Origin of the sequence: Streptomyces sp. NPDC046915 (assembly GCF_040644935.1) — a bacterium.
Lineage (GTDB): Bacteria > Actinomycetota > Actinomycetes > Streptomycetales > Streptomycetaceae > Streptomyces.
This window is the reverse complement of the sequence record NZ_JBEYXB010000044.1, coordinates 1-17,563: the sequence shown is the minus strand read 5'-3', so window position 1 is coordinate 17,563 and position 17,563 is coordinate 1. Positions and strand designations below refer to the sequence as shown.

General features: G+C 66.5%; 9 protein-coding genes and 2 pseudogenes. 4 read left to right on the top strand and 7 right to left on the bottom strand.

All coding sequences use genetic code 11. From position 1 onward, the window contains the following. Window positions 1-7: 7 nt before the first annotated feature. The 4 genes and pseudogenes from ABZ915_RS47585 to ABZ915_RS47570 all read right to left on the bottom strand — a co-directional run. Window positions 8-3,304, bottom strand: coding sequence for a hypothetical protein (locus ABZ915_RS47585; RefSeq protein ID WP_361817384.1), 3,297 nt, complete (start codon window positions 3,302-3,304; stop codon window positions 8-10). Continuing rightward, window positions 3,301-4,551 (bottom strand): hypothetical protein, encoded by a 1,251-nt coding sequence (locus tag ABZ915_RS47580; protein WP_361817408.1) that lies wholly within the window; start codon window positions 4,549-4,551, stop codon window positions 3,301-3,303. Before ABZ915_RS47580 ends, ABZ915_RS47585 begins: the two co-directional genes overlap by 4 nt. A gap of 59 nt (window positions 4,552-4,610) precedes the next feature. Further along, window positions 4,611-5,072, bottom strand: a complete 462-nt coding sequence (locus ABZ915_RS47575; RefSeq protein WP_361817411.1) for a hypothetical protein — start codon at window positions 5,070-5,072, stop codon at window positions 4,611-4,613. Between the two features lie 633 nt (window positions 5,073-5,705). Next, window positions 5,706-5,783 (bottom strand): annotated as a pseudogene (locus ABZ915_RS47570) (helix-turn-helix transcriptional regulator); the annotation flags it as partial. Between the two features lie 180 nt (window positions 5,784-5,963). Here ABZ915_RS47570 and ABZ915_RS47565 point away from each other — a divergent pair. The 4 genes and pseudogenes from ABZ915_RS47565 to ABZ915_RS47550 all read left to right on the top strand — a co-directional run bounded on the left by ABZ915_RS47565 (window position 5,964) and on the right by ABZ915_RS47550 (window position 14,163). Continuing rightward, window positions 5,964-6,692, top strand: coding sequence for a transposase (locus tag ABZ915_RS47565; protein WP_361817382.1), 729 nt, complete (start codon window positions 5,964-5,966; stop codon window positions 6,690-6,692). 489 nt (window positions 6,693-7,181) lie between these two features. Next, window positions 7,182-7,931: pseudogene (locus ABZ915_RS47560) on the top strand (transposase family protein). 101 nt (window positions 7,932-8,032) lie between these two features. Next, window positions 8,033-9,214 carry a Shedu anti-phage system protein SduA domain-containing protein gene (locus ABZ915_RS47555; protein WP_361817379.1) on the top strand — a complete coding sequence of 394 codons (1,182 nt, stop codon included), beginning with the start codon at window positions 8,033-8,035 and terminating at the stop codon, window positions 9,212-9,214. 440 nt (window positions 9,215-9,654) lie between these two features. Further along, window positions 9,655-14,163: a hypothetical protein gene (locus tag ABZ915_RS47550; RefSeq protein ID WP_361817376.1), complete on the top strand. Its 4,509-nt coding sequence runs from the start codon at window positions 9,655-9,657 to the stop codon at window positions 14,161-14,163. A 40-nt stretch (window positions 14,164-14,203) separates the two neighbouring features. Here ABZ915_RS47550 and ABZ915_RS47545 read toward each other — a convergent pair whose 3' ends face one another. The 3 genes from ABZ915_RS47545 to ABZ915_RS47535 form a co-directional block, all read right to left on the bottom strand. Next, window positions 14,204-16,807 (bottom strand): N-6 DNA methylase, encoded by a 2,604-nt coding sequence (locus ABZ915_RS47545; protein ID WP_361817373.1) that lies wholly within the window; start codon window positions 16,805-16,807, stop codon window positions 14,204-14,206. Between the two features lie 247 nt (window positions 16,808-17,054). After that, a complete protein-coding gene (locus ABZ915_RS47540) occupies window positions 17,055-17,396 on the bottom strand; it encodes a hypothetical protein (protein ID WP_361817371.1) in 342 nt (113 codons plus the stop codon). Next, a complete protein-coding gene (locus ABZ915_RS47535) occupies window positions 17,393-17,557 on the bottom strand; it encodes an IS3 family transposase (RefSeq protein ID WP_361817406.1) in 165 nt (54 codons plus the stop codon). The genes ABZ915_RS47540 and ABZ915_RS47535 overlap by 4 nt, the downstream gene beginning before the upstream one ends. Between the last annotated feature and the right edge of the window lie 6 nt (window positions 17,558-17,563).

Genomic DNA, 17,563 nt, shown 5'->3' with positions numbered 1-17,563 from the left:
GGTCAGTTCAAAGCGTCTCGCGGTCGAGCCCTGCGTAGGTCAGGAATGCCTGAAGCGCTTGACCGTAGAGCTCATTCATGATGTCGCGCTGTTCCGGAGTCCAGTCGCGGTAGATCTGCTCGATGATCGTGGCCAGGTCGGAGCTGAACTTCTTGTCGTGGATGGAGTGGTCCACGATGTGAAGGGTCATGTCGGTCTCACCCCGCCGGGCACGGCCGGCGAGTTGGATGAGCAGGACGAGCATGCCTGCGACGAGTTCCTTGCGCAGGTCGTGGTCCATGTTGGAGAACCGGGCCGGGGAGCGAAGGATCTTGGTGAGTTGCTTCCAGGAGGCTTCGCTCGCTGCGCGCAGGACGGCCAGGGGCTCGTCGCTTCCGTCGGCGGGGAGAGTGTTGAAACCGGCGGCGTTGACGCTTGCGTGCAGCCAGTCGGTGTCCTCGATGCTCAGGACGGGCCGGACGCACAGATAGATGTCGCGGACTGCCGAGCGCGTTCCGACGACGATGTTCAGGCCCCGGCCGATGACGGCGAGGGGAGCGATCAGAATCTCTCCGCGTTCGGGGAACTCCTTGAGCTCTTCGCGGACCATCCGGTCCACGTGGGCAGGCAGGTGCTCCTCGTAGTTCTGTCTCTCTGGCTTCTTCACCAGCAGGCAGATCCGGTGGTTCAGCCCGTCGGCCTGCGCCACCCCGGAGGCGAGGTAGGCAGCCTGCTCGTAGGAGTTGACGGCGAGGATGACGCGGGCCCGTTCCGGTTCCTGCTTCTCCAGGCGGGCCAGGCGCTTGGCAAGCTGCTGTTCGTACAGGCCCCGACCGAGATCGCGCAGTGCGTTGGGCTTCAGCTCTGGTGGGAGACCCCCGATCCTCATGGCATCCCCGTTGCTGCCCCTTACAGGCGTGGCGAGGGTGACGATGGACTCCGGACGGGTGTCGGGGAGCCACCAGCGAACCGGGGCGTGGATGTGTTCCTGTACGGCCTGTGGTAGGTAGGCGGTGGCGGACAGGCCCATGACCGGACGCTGCACGCCAGCCGCCAGCAGGGCGGTGAGGCCCCCGAGTTCGCTGACGAAGGTGTGCGGATCGCCGCCGAAAGAACGTGACAGGAGTTCCGCTTCCTGCTCCTTTTTGTCCATGCCCTTGACCTGGTAGCCGTGGATGGAGCGGCCCAGCATGGCCAGGGGGTAGAGGGTGGCGACCGTGCTGCTGCGCATGGTTTCAAGGATCTTGCGGACCGATCCCAGGTCGAGATAGCGCAGGGTCTGGGCCTGCATTCGCAGCTCGTCCAGCGCGCTGTCGAGTTCCCGTAGTACGGTGCGGGTGATCAACAGGTTCACCACGGCGGCCTGCTGATGCGCATCAGGCACGAGCTCACGCAGGAGCGTGCGCATCGCGTCGCGGGTGTCGGTCAGGTGGTCCTGGCCGCGCTGCGAGGTGAGGATCGTCAGGGCTGTTTGGACGGCCTCCCAGTCGGCTCCTTCGGGAAGCTCGGCCTCCTCATCCGGTTCGGCCGCGTACCAGCGGGCGGGCATGATCTCGTCGAGGAAGGCGAACAGCTCCGGCGGAACGTCCTCGGGGGTCTGGTCGGGGAACAGGAGCTGAAGGATTTCACGGTCCCTCGAGCGGGCCAGGCGCCAGCCGGTGTTGTCGCGACTGGCCCCGTCAGGGCTGTCCGCCTCGTTGCCCGGGTTCAGCTTGAGCCCGCCGCCTGAACAGAGCCACAGCAGCAGCATCTCGGCCATGAGCCGGGCGTGGCTGACCGGCGCTGCGAGGGCCACCTCATGGACGACGGGGAGGTTCTTGGCGTCCGAGTCGATTTCCCGCAGCGCGGTCGTCCGTTTCCGGGAAGCCAGAGTGAGCTCCGAGGTACAGCGGCTGATGGCGGCCGTCTGGAAGGCGTCGATCTCATCGATCACCAGCGCATCGCAGGCACGCAGCGTCATCTCCAGCACGCTCATACCTCTGGTGCCACGCGCCTTGCTGCGGAACTCCTGCCCGTCCAAGACGACACCGATGCGTGTGCGGCCTTCCAGGAGGTTGGCGTGGTTGGTGACGATCACGGCCGCGTCGGTGGCCCGGTAGAACTGCTGGAACTTGCCGCACACCGGGGCGAAGGAGCAGGTGAGCCGGGTGGAGCCGGTGGCTGCGGAGGTCAGCGACGTGCAGTTCTCCTCCCCGTACGGATACAGGGTGGGCGGGTCCATCAACGCCCGCTGCGCGCAGCCGGCCGACAGCAGCCCGATGTCGGTCCTGGCGCGCAGGTCCCATTCGTCGATCTGGGTGGAGGTGCCCAGGGCGGCGTAGTCCATGGCCCGCCGGTGCATGCTCGACGGGGACATCAGCGGAGTGCAGTGAGCGGGCTCCGCTAGGTCCTTGTTCTTGTGCAGATAGGCCAGGTCGTTGTTGATGTCCCAGGCCATGTCCAGGGTGGCGCGGACATCGGTGACGGCGAGGGCGATCCGCCGGTCGTTGAGCGCTGCCCAGGACGCCATGACCCGTACGAGTACCGTTTTGCCGCTCCCTGTGGGGGCGTTGAGGATCTGCAGGTCTCCGGACGTCAGGTCGAGTTCGGTCAGCTCGCCGTCGGTGGTCTTCATTGCCTTGAAGAAGCGCTTGAGAACTTTGTGCAGGTAGGCGACGCTCTTGTCCTGCCCGCTGAGGATCTTGGCGACATCCAGGAGTTGCTTCACTGTCGGCGCGACCTGGTCGCGCTGCGGGCGGGTGTGCACCTGCGGGAGCACCTCGTGGCCAGGTGCGTCAAGGAAGCCGGGAGTCGCCTGGATATGGATCTCCCTGCTGGTCGTGCCGTGCTCTTGGCCCAGGTAGGCCGTCCTCGTCTTGAGGGTTCCCGGGCCTGCGAACGCCTGCGCCTTTGGGCGCTTGCCGAAGGTGAAGAACGGCCCGGTGACGCGTTGTGCGTAGCCGAGAAAATCCCCTCCCACCCTGGGGATCACCGCCTCGGCCAGGTGCGGGTCTCCGGCCGGCAGCCGCAGCGAACCTCCCGACCTGTCCGCGAGGTCGGGATCGGGGGCCAGGGTGCCAAGCAGCGCGAGGACCGCGGCCCTGAGTTTCTTCGCATCCGTCCATTCGGGAGCCATCAAGGTCATCACCTGACGGATCAGGTTCCGCTCGGCCACTGGCAAGCTCGCCCATTCCGACCATGCGTGCGGCTTGCGGTGGGCGAAGAACGTGGCCTCTTCGAAGCCGGCCAGGATGCGGCCCTCGTCGTCCTTGCGGGGAAAGTAGTGCGCGGCCAGAGCGAGTGCTCCCGCCAGGCCAGCTTCCTTCCCCGTCATTTCCCCGCTCACGCCCGGCCCTCCTTGATCTGCGTGATGACCATCTCCAGGTAGTCCGTCGCGGTCATGGCCGCCTTCATCCTGTATGTGCGGCACACCGCATCGAGCTGGGCCACCTGGTCCTGGCGGTGGTCGGGCACCACCAGATACTCGGCGCCGCCCCGATCGCCGCCGTCCATATGGAGTTTGCTGACTAGATGATTCGGCCAGGTGTAGTCCTTGAAGTCAGCGGGAAAAGAGGGCTGTTCGCTGCCTTCGCGGGTGACCCACAGGTCACACTGATCTCCGTTGGGCCACAGATGTGATGTCCAGGCCGTTCCCTTCAGAGCCGCCGCCGCGGCTCGGTGCAGAGCCAGTTCAGGCAGGCCAGGGATGACGGTGTAGCGCCACACCGGCCGTACCAGCGCCATGTACTCTGCGGCCGGCTTGGCCTGCGGCACGTGTGGCACGGCCCCGGTCCACAGGCGTGCGAACCGGCCGGACGGAACCCGGCACTCGAACGTCGGACCCAGCTCGGGGGCCGACCTCTTCCGGGCGGTCACGACGAACTCGTACGACGCGCCCGTCTCCTCGTGCCAGGGGTACAGACACCGCACCCTGCCTCTTGTACGCGCGCCAGTGCGGGCAGCCGTCACCTTCATCGGCCACTTGCAGGCAGGGCAGGGCCACCACCAGCCGTTGAACTGCGAGTACTGGGCGATCGGCTTGTAGAAGTCGTTCGCCCGGGACGGCAGCTTGAGCTCCGCGAGACTGCCCGCCGGCACCGTCGGGTTCTCAACCAGACTGGTGCGGTGCCTCTCGTAGAAGGAGCCCTTGATCGCGCTGAAGACGGCTTCCTGGCTGTACTCGTCATCCAGCTTCGGTTTCGTTACCTGCCCGGTGAACTTCCCGACCTTCTGCGCGGCCCGCAGGACGCGCTGGGCTTCGTGCCGGAAGTCGAACCCGTCCTCCGTTGCGACGCCCTCGCTGTCCATGAGCCGCACGCCTGCGAGAGCCTCGCTGTCGATCCAGTCGGGCAGCAACCCTTCCAGGGAGCCAGCCCGGTCGCCAGTGAGCCTGCCCATCAGTTCGTCGAACCGGATCAGATGCCCCGGGCCGCATGCCGCCATCAGGATGCCGTGGGCCTCCATGAGGCGGTCCAGGCGTCTCGGCCCGTCCAGTCCCTCGCCGACCATCGCGTGCTCGCACACGGCGAACGCCTTGACGATTTCCAGCAGTGCGTGAGTCTGCTGAATGTCCGTTGTGTCGTCAGCTTGCATCACGTGCCGGACCATACGGCAGGCCACTGACAACGGGCACTGGGAACCCCGAGGGGAGTTCAGCTAGAGCTCTCGTCGAGGCCCTCGGTGTCGATGCTGGGATACAGACCGCGGTAGGCATCGAGATGGTCGGTGATGTGGCTCCGTCCGGAGTCGGTGAGGAACCACCGGTACGGTCCGTGAGTCACCCCGTCGGGGTGCCGCAACACGATGAAGCCCCGGCTCGGGGTCCGTCCATCAGGGCTTTGCCCCACCGCCAAGTAATGCGGCCCACGCCCGGCAAGGCTGCCGTCCACCCCCTGCGCTCCGGCGCGCGCGACCCGGACCATGATCTTCCAAAGCCACAACGACAGCAGCGGTGCAGGTGGTCCTGCTTCCCGGGGAGCCCCGAGGGCCGCACGGGCCACCGCTCGCCCGCGCCGGGTCATCTCCACCCGGGTACGGGGGATATCCCCCAGACCGTCGACATACAGCCGGTCCCGATACACGACGATCAGGCCACGCCGCTCCAAAGCGGCCACCGACGATCCAGCTCCTGGGTCATGTACCCCCGCTCCGCGCAGCCTCTCCTGAATGCGGGTGTACCCGACTACATCAGACGAGGCGGAGACCGCCAACGTCATGCGCCGCCATTCGGCTGCCGGTCGTTGTTCCGCTCTCACCAAGCGGGCCTGCCGCTGTTCTTCCTCTACCTCCTGGTCCTGACGGAAGATGCACGCCAGATAGCTACGTTGCCGCTCGTTGAGGGCTCTCCATACAGCCATCGATTCCCCGGAGGTCTGACGGGGACGTCGGACGGGAAGCACTGGGAGAGGGTCCTCCGGGCGGCTGCGGCGCCAGGCATCCATCACCACCCGGTCGGGGACTCCATAGATCTGGGCGAGCATGCGCGCCACCCTCCCCAGGGTTTCGGGAGATCCCCACATCCAGCCGCGCACACGTCTGCCGCGTTCAAGATCGCGGATCTTTTCGGCGCTGATATGCAGGCCCTGTGCGCCCCGCTTGCGTCGCAGAGCTGAGGCGGCCTCTTCCGTGCTCAAGCCCGCATCACGGCGCAAGTCGGCCAGGCTCTCGGTACCCGGCTCGCGCGCTGTCAGCTCCTGCGCACCACATCGCAACACCTCTAGCAATCGGCCAAAAGCTCGGTCACCGACAGTCCGTGTTCCCGCTTCCCAGTGGCGTACAGCACGGGGCGTAACCCCTACAGCCTCCGCGAGCTGTTCCACGCTCATCTCTCTGAACAGGCGTTGACGTTGCAGGGCCTGGGGACGGAGGGACTGTGCCATACCGGAAGCAAAACGTAGTGAACAGTTCACTGCAACTGTTCACGGTGCGGATCTCGATCCCGGCCAAGGTGGTTGCGGACCCCGTGGCGCAAGCACCGGACCGTCCACGACCCTGGGAAGATCCTCTTGGACGTCGCTCTCGCGGTCGCGCTGGGCGGGGACTGCCTCGCCGATGTGGGCATGCTGCGGGCGGAGCCGGCCGTGTTCGGGCCGGTGGCCTCCGACCCGACGGTCTCCCGCCTGATCCGTCGACTGGCCGCAGGAGGGCAGCGGGTTCTGGCCGCGCTTCGCATGGCCCAGACCGAAGTGCGCGAACACATCTGGAAGTTGGCCGGTGATGCGGCGCCGGACGCGGACGGGCAGGTGGTCGTGGACATTGACGGGGTCCTCGTCCTGGCGCACTCCGAGAAGCAGGACGCCGCCGCGACCTGGAAGAAGACGTTCGGGCACCACCCGCTGATGGGGTTCGTCGACCACGGCCGGGGCGGGTCCGGTGAGCCGGTCGTGGGCCTGCTGTGGCCCGGCAATGCGGGCCCAACACCGCCGCGGACCGCATCGAAGCCACGACGCTGGCACTGGCCCAGCTGCCGAGGACGTCAGACGCTGATCCGCACCAACTTCGGCGGCGGCACCCATGAGTTCGTCGGCTGGCTCGCTCGGCGCGGCAGGTGGCTGTCGTACTCGGTCGGTATGACCGTCACCGACGCCATCCACCAGGCCGTCCTCAAGGTGCCGGCCTCGGCCTGGACGCCGGCCGTCGAACCCGACGGCGACATCCGCGACGGCGCCTGGGTCGCCGAACTCGACGGCGACGGCCTGACCGGCTGGCCCAGAGGGGTGCGGCTGGTCGGCTAGATCAGGTGCCGGTCATTTGCCGCAAGGCGGCCAAGGCGGTGCGCTCGGTGCGCGCTCTCAAGCAGATGCTTCGCAGTCCCAAACCAGAGTTGGACGCTACAGGCCGAGAGCCTGAATGACTGCGGACACTTCCACGAGGATTGACGGAGCGTTACCATGTCGGCGCCCCGGCATCCGATGTATCGGCCGGTCCCGTAGATCTCCACGACCGTACCGTCGGGGCGCCGGATCTTCCGTCTCTGCCGGACGTCAGCGCGGCCCCAGATACGCAAGCCGTCGCCGGACGCGGACACCTCTACGCAGGTGGCGCCCGCGTCGCGAACGATGGCCTGGCCCACGGGGCGAGGCTCCTCCAGTGAGCGGGTTCAGGCAGTGAGCTTCTTCGAGTTGGCCACCGATCGAGTGATGGGCCCTGAAGCGCAACGAGTGAGGCCCCCGGGCTGTTGATCGAGATGTCTGACGTCTCAACCACGCTGCACAGGGTCCTCGTTGGTCATCCATCCTGCCGCACCCGACCTTCCGCATGCACTCGCGGAGTGGGTCACCATGCTCATCGTCACCCGTGAGGGCGACCGAAGCTGCAAGCTCCGCCCGTCCCAGCGCGCGATGGTGGCACTGGTGTACCTGCACGAACACACCACTCTCGCGAAGATCGCCGCTGGATTCGGGATCAGCGAGTCCACCGCTCACGCCTACACCAGCGCGGTCGTCGACCTGCTCGCCGAACGTGCACCGGGCCTGTTGAAGACGCTGCGCGAGCACGAACCCGACTTCGTCCTGCTCGACGGCACCCTCGCCGAGTGCGACCGGGTCGGCGACGGCCGGGCCGACTAATCCCACAAACACCGGCGCCACGGTGTGAACGTGCAGGTGGTCACCGATCCGGACGGCCGGTCGCTGTGGCTCCCACCCGCGCTGCCGGGCCGGTCTCATGACCTGACCGCCGCCCGCACCCACCGGATCATCCGCATCTGCGAGCGCCAGGGCGTCCCCATCCTGGCGGATCTTGCCTACCAGGGCGGTGGCCCCTGGCTGACCACGGGCATCAAACGCAGGCCCCTGCAGGAACTCACCTCCACCGAGAAGACCGTCAACCGGGCCCTGGCCGCGGTACGGGCACCGGTCGAACGCGGTGGCGCCCGCCTGAAGTCCTGGCGGATCTTCCGCAGAGCCCGCTGCAGCCCGAACCGCATGACGTCAATCGCCAAAGCTGTCCTCACCCTGGAGCGGCAACGCTGAAGAAGCTCACCGAAGAACCACCACACCACGTCGCCGCTTGCGGCTACGGTGGGCGCGTCGTTTCAGAAGGAGGGGAAGTGCCAGAGCTACGGTGGCAGGTCGTGGCCGAGAGCCTCGAACGTAAGTGCAAGGCGCCGGCGGCCGAGCAGATTACCATCGCCCGCGCCTTGGCCCTGCCCCTAGGACAGGCCACACCCGCGCTGGTCGCCGCCGCCGAGCTGCGCGTCCTGCTTCGAATGCCTCTGGGACTCACGCTCGCCGGTGACTTCGGCGACGACGAGTACGAGGTCCTCCTCGATCTCGCGAATCGCACGGACCTGGCGGTTCCCGACATGGACAAGCTCGGGTGCCGGGAGGTGCTTAACGCCTGGCTGCGCGTCGCCCGTGACCGCGAGTCCGCCGCCGCCCTGCGTCGGCTAGAGCCTGCGGTCGATGACGTTGTTACCGCTCGCGACCGGCGCAAGGGGCCGGATATGCACGGCGAGATCTCATCAATCGGCGCCAATGGCCGACTGCACTTCCGGGGCGGCCACGGGCTCGGCACTGCCCCGCATCGGGTCACCCGCATCACCCGCCCCGGTGAGGACGGCTACCTCGATCAGCTCCATCTGGCCCGCGAACACGCCGCTGCGGTTCAGAGCAACCCGGCTCGGATTACCCGAGCCCAGGAGGCGCAGCTGGAACGCTGGCGGATCAACTTTCCAGCGACCCCGGCGGCGATCGAGGCACTGCGCAACGCACTGGAGACAGCGGACGACGAGGCCGCGATGCAGCGGCTCTTGGAGAAACACCCGGCGCTGCTGGCCGGCACCGTAGTGGGCACCCACGACACCTGGATCCGGCCCCAGGTCCAGCTCGGCAACCACTACATGGCCGACTTCATGATCGCCGGTCAGACCTCACTCGGAGTTCGGTGGACGCTGGTCGAACTGGAGAGCCCGGTCAGTCGCCTGACCAACCCCGGCAATAGACGGGCGACGGCCACCCTGCGGCACGCGGTCGACCAGATCGAGGACTGGCGCAGGTGGCTGTCCACCAATCTGCACTACGCCCGCTCCGCGCGCGACGCCGACGGACTGGGCCTGCCGGGTATCACGGCCGAAGTCCCAGGCTTGATCATCATGGCCCGCGAGACTTACGACGACGCAGCCGCCGAAATCCGGGAACTGCATGCCCGGCGCTCCCACATCCAGGTACGCACCTACGACTGGCTGATGCGCATCAACGAATCCCCCGACCCACTCCGCCGAGACGCCCCCGACCAACGCCTTCGGCTCGCTTGAAACCAGCCGTCCCTCTGCAAGCAGCGTCAGCCTGGAAGAACCGAGGCCCTGGCATTCTCGATGGAGTGCAGAAGGCGCGGCTTCATCGGGTGCGCCGGCCGGTCAGCCCGAAAGCCTACAGGGAGACGGGTTCGGGAAATGTCTTGACGCTCGGTCGACGCTTTTTCTGACGGAGCGTGAAGTGGTCGTCCTGGATCAGGTAGCGCGGGTCAATCGACTTGTCGGGCTTAACCCGTTGAGCAGCGCGTTGGGGCTGTTCTTTGGGCTCGGGCTATACGGCGACAGGTCTCGGGTTGACGTGTGCTGATTGCGCTGGCCTCGTTACCCTGTGTCGTGGGGAGTGCCGAGGTATGCGGGGGACAGGGATGACCACGGGGGATGCGGTGCGTCGAGCAGCTGCAGTGGAGCGGGGAATTGCGTCCGCCGATGCGCTCTTCTCCATGGAGGGCATCCCAGAAGGAGCCGTCGTACCGGAGCCGGAGGGTGAGGCGGCGACTGAGGCGGCGGTCGAGCGACTCGGCAGCCGGTTCGCGCGACTGGACGGTCAAGTACGGCACGCGCTGAGACGTACCCGAGACCACGCGGGGAATCTATCGAGCGACCGTCTCCAGGGACTCTCGGAGATCGTGCAGAACGCCGAGGACCTCGGCGCCACGGACGTACGCATTCTGACGAGGGGACGGGAACTCCTCGTCGCCCACAACGGCAGTCCCGTACGGTTGCCGGACGTTCTGGCCCTGGCGATGCCCTGGCTGACGAGCAAGGCAGAGCAGGCGGAATCCACCGGTAGGTTCGGGATCGGCCTGATGACCCTCCAGTCCCTCTCCCCGCATCTGGAGGTTCACTGCAGGCATTACCGGTTCCGGGTCGGCGATCCTGACGTCGCCGTGGCCAGGCCGTTCCCGTTGCCTGACTGGTTCGCGGGCGACACCTGGACGGTTCTACGGGTTCCTCTGGAGCCGGGCGTGCTCGGCGCGGACGAGGTGGACGCGTGGCTAGCCGAGTGGGGGGACAGCGCGCTGCTTTTCCTCGGCAGTGTCGGCAGCGTCACGCACCTGGACGAACAAGGTCGTGTCCGGCACCGGTTGGCGCTCGACCGTGAGACCGGCGAGCCGTTCGAGGCCGTGGTGGGCGGGCAGAGCGCCGACGTGGAGACCGGTGAGGCACGCGCCGGCGACGGGTCTCGGTGGCTGATCTCCCGTACGACCGTTCCCAGCCCCTCCGGGATCACCCGGTCTCACAAAGCGGTGGGGTCCACCACCGCAATCGCTGTGGCTCTTCCTCTCGGACCCGATGACGCCGGGCGGATCTACGCCGGTCTTCCGGTCGCGGACACCGCTCTGTCCCTCTGTATCAGCGCCCAGTTCGATCCGATCGCCAGCCGTCAGGCGCTCGACGACACCCCGTGGAACCGCGCACTGAATGAACTGGTGGGCGACCTGTGGACGGCCGCCGTCCTGTGGCACTTCCGGCGGGATCCGGCACGGGCCTGGCGCGCCGTGCCGCTCCCCGACGACATGCGCGACTCCCGCGACCCGGTCGCCGCGCTGGAGCGACTACTCCTCGACCGTGCCAGGGCGGGCGTGCCCCACGGTCTCGTCCTGGACGTCCCGGGCTACGGGCCGCTCGGCTTGGATGATCTCGCGGTGGAGGACGAGACGCTGGTGGGCGTGGTCACCGAAGAAGAGATCTCCCGCGTCGCCGAGCGGACCGCCGTGCTGCCCAAGGTGGCGCGGGACGAGGACGGTCGATGGCGCGAGGTGCTGGCGGACTGGGAGAACCACGACAGTGCGGTTCCCGTGACGGTGGACCTTTACGACGCGCTACGCCTCCTCGACGACGAAACCCGGTCGCCGCAGGCGAACATCCGCCTCGCCGCGGTGGGACTTGCCTCGAATATCTACTCCTCCTTGCTGTCGAGCCGCTGGCTTGTGGACAGCTCAGGGGGCCGCCACCGTGTGCCCCGGCCCGCGGAACCAGCGGTGTTCACCGACGCCCCGCGGGGCCTCGGCGCCAGTCTCGGATTCTCCCGGGAAATCCATCCGGCATTCCTCGCCGACACCGACGAGGCGCGGTCGGTGAGGACATGGCTCCGTAAGCGGGAGGCGCTGCTGACCGACGCGGACGCGGTGGCCGTGATCCGGCGCCTCGCGGCCATCGGCGCGGCGGGGAGCAGTGGCCCGAACGTACTGCGGCTGACAGATGACCAGCTCATCGAACTGCGCGACGGGTTCGCACGCGTGCCGGACCACGAGCGTGAGACCTTGGGGCGCGACGTAGGCCACGCAATCCGGCTGCAGGGGCATCGCTACGACCGGGCCGGAAAGCGTGAAGACATCGAGGTCGCTCCCGCCCGGGCGTACCTACCCGCCCGACTGGACAGTTCGGAACGCGAGGAGAGCTTCGCCTTCGCCGCCGGTCGCACGGCCGGGCTGGTGTGGCTGCGGCCCCGGTACGCCGAGGTCCTGCAGCGCGGCGGCGCCGGGATGGGCGCCCGTAAGTTCCTGAGGCTCCTGGGCGCGGAGACCGCGCCCAGGTTGCGCAGGCACCCGGGGGCGCGGGAACGCTTCACGCAGAGCCCGAAGGGGCTGCCGGCGGAAGTCATTTCGGGACCTCGAGCACGCACTGATGCCCTGCGCGTTCTGGAAGCGACCTTCACGCTCGACGACTACGAAAGCCCCGACCTACGTGCCGTCGCCTCTGGCATAGCGGCGGAGCAGGACCCGCAGCTCCGCAGGCGCAGGGCGGCAGCGCTGTTTCACGTCCTCGGGCGGGCATGGAGCCGCTTCTCCGACCACGACGAGGTGGATGCCGTCTACGACTACTACGCATGGCAGAACCGAGGCAGGACCGCAGCTTTCTGGCTCTGGCAGTTGCGCGACACACCATGGCTGGACGCCGGTAACGGCGCACTGTCTGCCCCGGCTCGACTCCGCATGCGGACCACCGGCACGGTCGCGGTGTACGGGGCGGACGACGAGCGATTCCTCCATCCCGAGATCCAGCAACTGGTCGGCAGACGCAGTGATGTGCTGCGCGCCCTGGGCATTTCTGCAGAGGCCCGCACGGAGGACCTCGTGGAATGTCTGCAGCGCCTGCGCCGACGGGAGGAAGAGGGCGGCGACACGGATGTGCCCGCGGCGCTGATCCTCTACCAAGCCCTGGCAGAGCGCGCCTTTGGCCGTGGCGAGAGAGCCTCGGGGGAGATGTCCCTGGGCTCGGTCCTTCGGGCATTCGGCGAGGGGAGCGGCCTCGTCCTCACGGACTCCGGCTGGCGTCGGCCGAGCCAGTGCCTGCGCGGAGCGCCGCTCTTCGGTCCGCTCCGTGCGTTCGCTCCCACGTTTCCAGGCAGCGAGGAGTTCTGGCAGCGGCTCGCAGTGCGCCTGCCGACTGTGGACGACGCCACGGCCGTGATCAAGGAGCTGGCACAGCAGGACCGGAAGCAGGGCCGGGACGAGCCGGACGGGACGACCCAGTCCATCGTCCTGGAGACCCTGAAGATGCTCGCCGCTCTGGGCCGTACTCATCCCGGCGCGTTGACGGCCAAGCGCCTGGGACGCCTCCCACTTTGGACGAGCCAGGGCTGGCGAAGCAAGCGGCCCGTGTACGCCGTCGAAGACCCGGTGGTAGCCGAGGCGCTGGGCCGGGAACGTGCGGTGTGGTGCCCGGGAGCCGAATTGGAGCAGTTCCGACCGTTGATCGGAGCCCTGCGCGTGAGCGAGCTCGCCGCAGAGCATGTCACCGTGTACAGCCCTGGCCCGGCCCCGGCGGACCCGGACGCCACAGCGCTGGTCCGGTCAGCCGTCACCCACCTCCGCGAGGACCTGCAGCGCAACGCCGCGAGCGTTGCGCAGTCCCTGGACTGCTCGTGGGACCAGCTGGCTGACCTGACTGTATGCATCGCCCCTCACCTGGCCTGCTGCCTCGATCTTCCGGACACGGGCGAGACGGTGCACGTGCCCGTGGACGCCGGGATCGACTGGTCCTCGGGCACGTTGTACGTGCGTGACACTGCCGCTCTGACACGCACATCCGGGGTGGGCCGGTCGATCGCCGCCCGGTTTCCGGGCAGCCGCCGAGAGGTGGCCCTCGCCTGGGGAGCAGCGTGTGACCAGGCCGAGAACGGCCGTACGGCCGTACAACTGAGCCTTGCCGACGATCAGGTGCGGCGCGACCGGGAAGCGGCGGAGACCGAACGCGAACGACGGCTCCGGGAACTCGGAAACGAGGTGGACCAACGCCGCACCGCGACCAAGGTGCAGGCTGGCACGGCAGCCGGTACCTCACGCACGGCGGTGATCCTCCCGCTTGTCCCCGGCGGACCGCCGCCCGCGACGGGGCCGTCAGCCCCGCCTGCGGCTCCCGCTGCTCCACCGCGCAAGCTCGTCGACCCCGGCAGACTCCGGCTCGTCGACCCGAGCGGCATCATCACGCCACCGAGGTCCTCGGCCGCGGACGCGCCCACCGCACGGCCGAGCGGGTACACATCGGGAACGTCCGGCCTGCCGCAGCCCCGCGCCGGATCAGCGATCCCCCAACAGCACACGCCACCGCGCGCCTACACGAGCCTGGAGCAGGAAAAGGTGGCTCTGGACGTGGTGCGCAAGGCACTCGCCGCCGATGATGACTGGCTGCGCGACCTACGAGCCCAGCGTGGCCTCGGCGCAGACGCGGTGGACGCACTGTCGAGGTTCTACGAACTCAAGGCATACAAAGACACCGAGCCGGACACGGTGCTGCTGACGCCCGCGGAGTTCCAGCGAGCAGTGGAGAGTGACGACTTCTTCCTCGTCGTCGTCTCCGGGCTGGAGTCCGGGGCCGGCCCCGTCTCTGTACGCATCATCCCGCAGCCGCTCCAGCAGCTGACTTGCCGTCCGAGCAGCAGTGTGACGGTTACGGGCATCAGAGGGGCGCACAGCCGGGTGTATCAACTCGAGGAGGACAGATAGGCCAGCTAGCCATGGCGCTCCGATACGGAACGCTAGGCATTCAGTTTCCGTACTCTCGTAGCACGTTGATCATGTGTCGTATCTTATGTGTGGAGTTGTGGGGCAATGGTTCGGGATTGAAATGCATGAGGTCGTTTCTGATTTGCCGTATCTGATCGAGGCGCTCGACGAAGATCTTTCGATCCAACGACCAACCGACCCTCTCCCATGCTTCCTTATTTTCTAGGACACGCTGATAATCCCCGATCGACAGATCGTTGAATCCCATGATGCTCCGATTGCCCTCCGGGTCACATAGGCCCTGGACTTCGGAAAACTCAATTGAAGAAGCGAGTACCTGGCGCAGTCGCTTATCCAATTCACCGATAAGAAAGAACGGAGTGGCCATGGCTCCGTAGGCGGCTGCCACGTCGCTCGCGGTTACGATCCCTGCTATCTCATTGTTTTGGTTTCGAACAAGGACGAATTCGAATTCCGCAAGCATTGGGAGGATGTCGATGAGGTCTTGTTTGTAAGAGACTTCGCGAGCTTGGACTATGGCTCGGGAGAAGGGTGGATTGTTACTGGCATGGCGCGCCCGTGCGATCGACTGCCACGTGACGGCCCCTCGAAGATTGCGTCCCGACAGAACAGGAAGCTGAGAGTAGTCGTTGATAACCATCCGGGTGATGGCTTCATCGAACGTCGAGGATGGGGGTACGGAGACGACACTGGCAAGAGCGGAGGGCAGGTCTCCGACGGTCAGGCCGACCACGGGCGCATCCTCGTCTTCGTCTCGGGACGGTTTGTTGGTCGATGGATTTTGCCGGGTGCCTTCTGCGCTTTCGGCGTGCCGAGTTGCGCGATTTCTCTCCCCAGTGACGGACGAGGTGGCTGCATCGAAATTGGGCGATACGGCCAGTCTGTGGTTGGCCCATCCGGCGCCGTTGGGGCTGGGGATACCCATGGCTGGCGTGTCCAGGAATTGCTGGCGCAGCTGATCTAGTGTTGTGTCATCTTCCAGAGCCCATGCATGCCAGCCATCAATAGTCCCCTCGCCTACCGCTGCGGCCGCAGCCCGGTTGGGGGATGGAAACTGCTGGCCACCAGCTAGTTCGAGTAGACCCTCAGCCGTCACTCTGGCGGAGTAGCTCACCCCTGCACGCTCAAAGGCCAGCTGCATGCCTTCGGTAAGAAGACCAGCGCCCATAAGGTCAGCCATGGTTACCCGCCTGCCAACCGTGAGGTATCGAGGCCGTTCGGCATATCGATTCAGGCTCAGGTCGTACCCTTGGGCGACGATGTCCGACTTCGGGACGCAGAAGCTCTGTTCCGAACGCGCGCGGCTGCACTCACGGCCGCCGCGGTCGAACCAGCGAGAGAGGGTATCCGGAAGGTTGTTTTTGGTGTGGTCCTCTTCCGATAGGGATCCAGCCGTAGGCCGAACGCCCAAGCGGTTCTGCGGGAGGAGCGGGGTGCGCTTGTCATCGAGGCTAAAGCCGTCGGCCTGCACGTCGTAGAACCAGACGTTGTCCGTCCCTCCGGCATCCGTGCGGGTGAACAGCAGGATCGCAGTCGAGACCCCCGCGTACGGCTTGAAAACCCCACTCGGGAGCTTCACCACGCCGTCCAGTTTGTGGTCCTCAACCAGAATCCGACGCAGCTCCTTGTGCGCCTTCGTCGAACCGAAGAGGACGCCGTCCGGGACGATAATCGCTGCTCGGCCGCCGGGCTTGAGGATCCTCAAAGTCAAGGTTAGGAAGAGAAGTTCGGTCTTCTTGGTCTTCACCAAGCGCAGCAAGTCCGCCGCCGTGGACTCATAGTCCAAGCTGCCAGCGAACGGCGGGTTTGCCAAGATCAGGGAGTAGCGTTCCGACTCGCCTGCCGCTGGCTCCGCAAGAGAGTCGCGGTAGCGGATGTCCGGGTTCTCGATGCCATGCAGCAGCATGTTCATCGACCCGATGCGCAACATCGTGGAGTCGAAGTCGAAGCCGTGGAACATACTTCCGTTGAAGTGGGTTTGCTGCTTCGCGCCCAGGAGTGCCTTCGAGTGCTCGCGTTTCACGTACGACGCCGTCTGGACCAGAAAGCCGGCCGTTCCACATGCCGGGTCGCAGACCTCGTCGTCCGGCTTTGGCTGGGTCATCTCGACCATTAGGTCGATGATGTGGCGCGGTGTGCGGAACTGCCCGTTCTGGCCGGCCGCCGCCAACTTCGTCAGCATGTACTCGTAGATATCTCCCTCGGCGCCACCCCACCTCGCCGAGAAATCGTCCACCAAGCCGACAACCTTGGCCAGCAGGTTAGGGGTCGGGATGGTGAAACGGGCGTCCCGCATGTGGTGGGAGTACGTGGAGTCGCCGCCGCCCATCGCGCGGAGATAGGGGAAGACGCCTTGCTCGACGATGCCGTACATGACCTCTGGATCGCGGGCCTTGAAGTTCTGCCAGCGTAGTTCTTGCTCGTCCTCAGTGAACAACGGGTCGGGATCAGGCTTGCCATTACGGTTCACCTGTTCGTCCTTGAGGGTCTGGATCTCGTCCAGCCGCTTGATGAAGAGCAAGTACGTGATCTGCTCCGTCACCTCCAGCGGGTTCGAGATGCCACCGGACCAGAACGCATCCCAGACGCGGTCCACCTTGCTCTTGAGCTCGCCCGTGATCACGGCGATACGCTATCGGATGGAGCTGCCGGCCGTGGCCTGTTGGCTACACGACGGCCGTCAGCAAGTGGAGGCCCTGCCTGAGTTGCATTCCACAGCATCCTGTTTGGAGACGCTGGCAGCACTGCCATCGCTGAGGCAGGACTGCTGTTCACCCGCACCCTCTTCCGCGGCACCCGGTGCACGATCGAGGCGCGCGCCCAGGTGTCCGGGGGTTAGCCCAAGGCCGGGTAGTTAGCGTTATCGCAGGTCACGCAAGTGATCTTGGGGACCATGCTGTTGCGGCGTAGAGGCCGGGGCCGAGTTTGTGGATGAGGCCGCTGGCGGCCCATCGATTCAGTTGTCTGTACATGGTTTCCAGGGTGACATCGCCGAAGTGGGCGGCGATCTCACGGGGTTGCCACAGACGCGTGGGGTCTTCCTGGAGCAGGGCCAGGATGCGGTGTCGGCGCCGTGCGGAAGGGCTGGCGTGTCGGTCGTCCCGGGAGGCCGTGGGCAGCGCGGGCTGATCCACGGGTTCGATGACGGTGACGTCGAGGCGGGTGACGTTGTGGCTTGAGGCGTCCCCTGGAGTGTGGACACGGGGGTTCATGCTGCCAGCGTGAGTGTACGTACTCTCTGCTGTTGCTGTTCGAATTCGGCTGGTGAGAGGTAGTTGAGGGCGCTGTGGCGTCTGCGGGCGTTGTAGTAGGTGAGCCACTGGAAGATCTCCAGCCGCGCCTGGCGCATCGTCGAGAACAGCCGTTGGTGCATCGTCTC

Bases quoted from the DNA above. Each gene is read 5' to 3' on its own strand.
- ABZ915_RS47580 (WP_361817408.1), bottom strand. From the start codon at position 4,551: ATGCAAGCTGACGACACAACGGACATTCAGCAGACTCACGCACTGCTG.
- ABZ915_RS47535 (WP_361817406.1), bottom strand. From the start codon at position 17,557: ATGCACCAACGGCTGTTCTCGACGATGCGCCAGGCGCGGCTGGAGATC.
- ABZ915_RS47540 (WP_361817371.1), bottom strand. From the start codon at position 17,396: ATGAACCCCCGTGTCCACACTCCAGGGGACGCCTCAAGCCACAACGTC.
- ABZ915_RS47550 (WP_361817376.1), top strand. From the start codon at position 9,655: ATGGAGGGCATCCCAGAAGGAGCCGTCGTACCGGAGCCGGAGGGTGAG.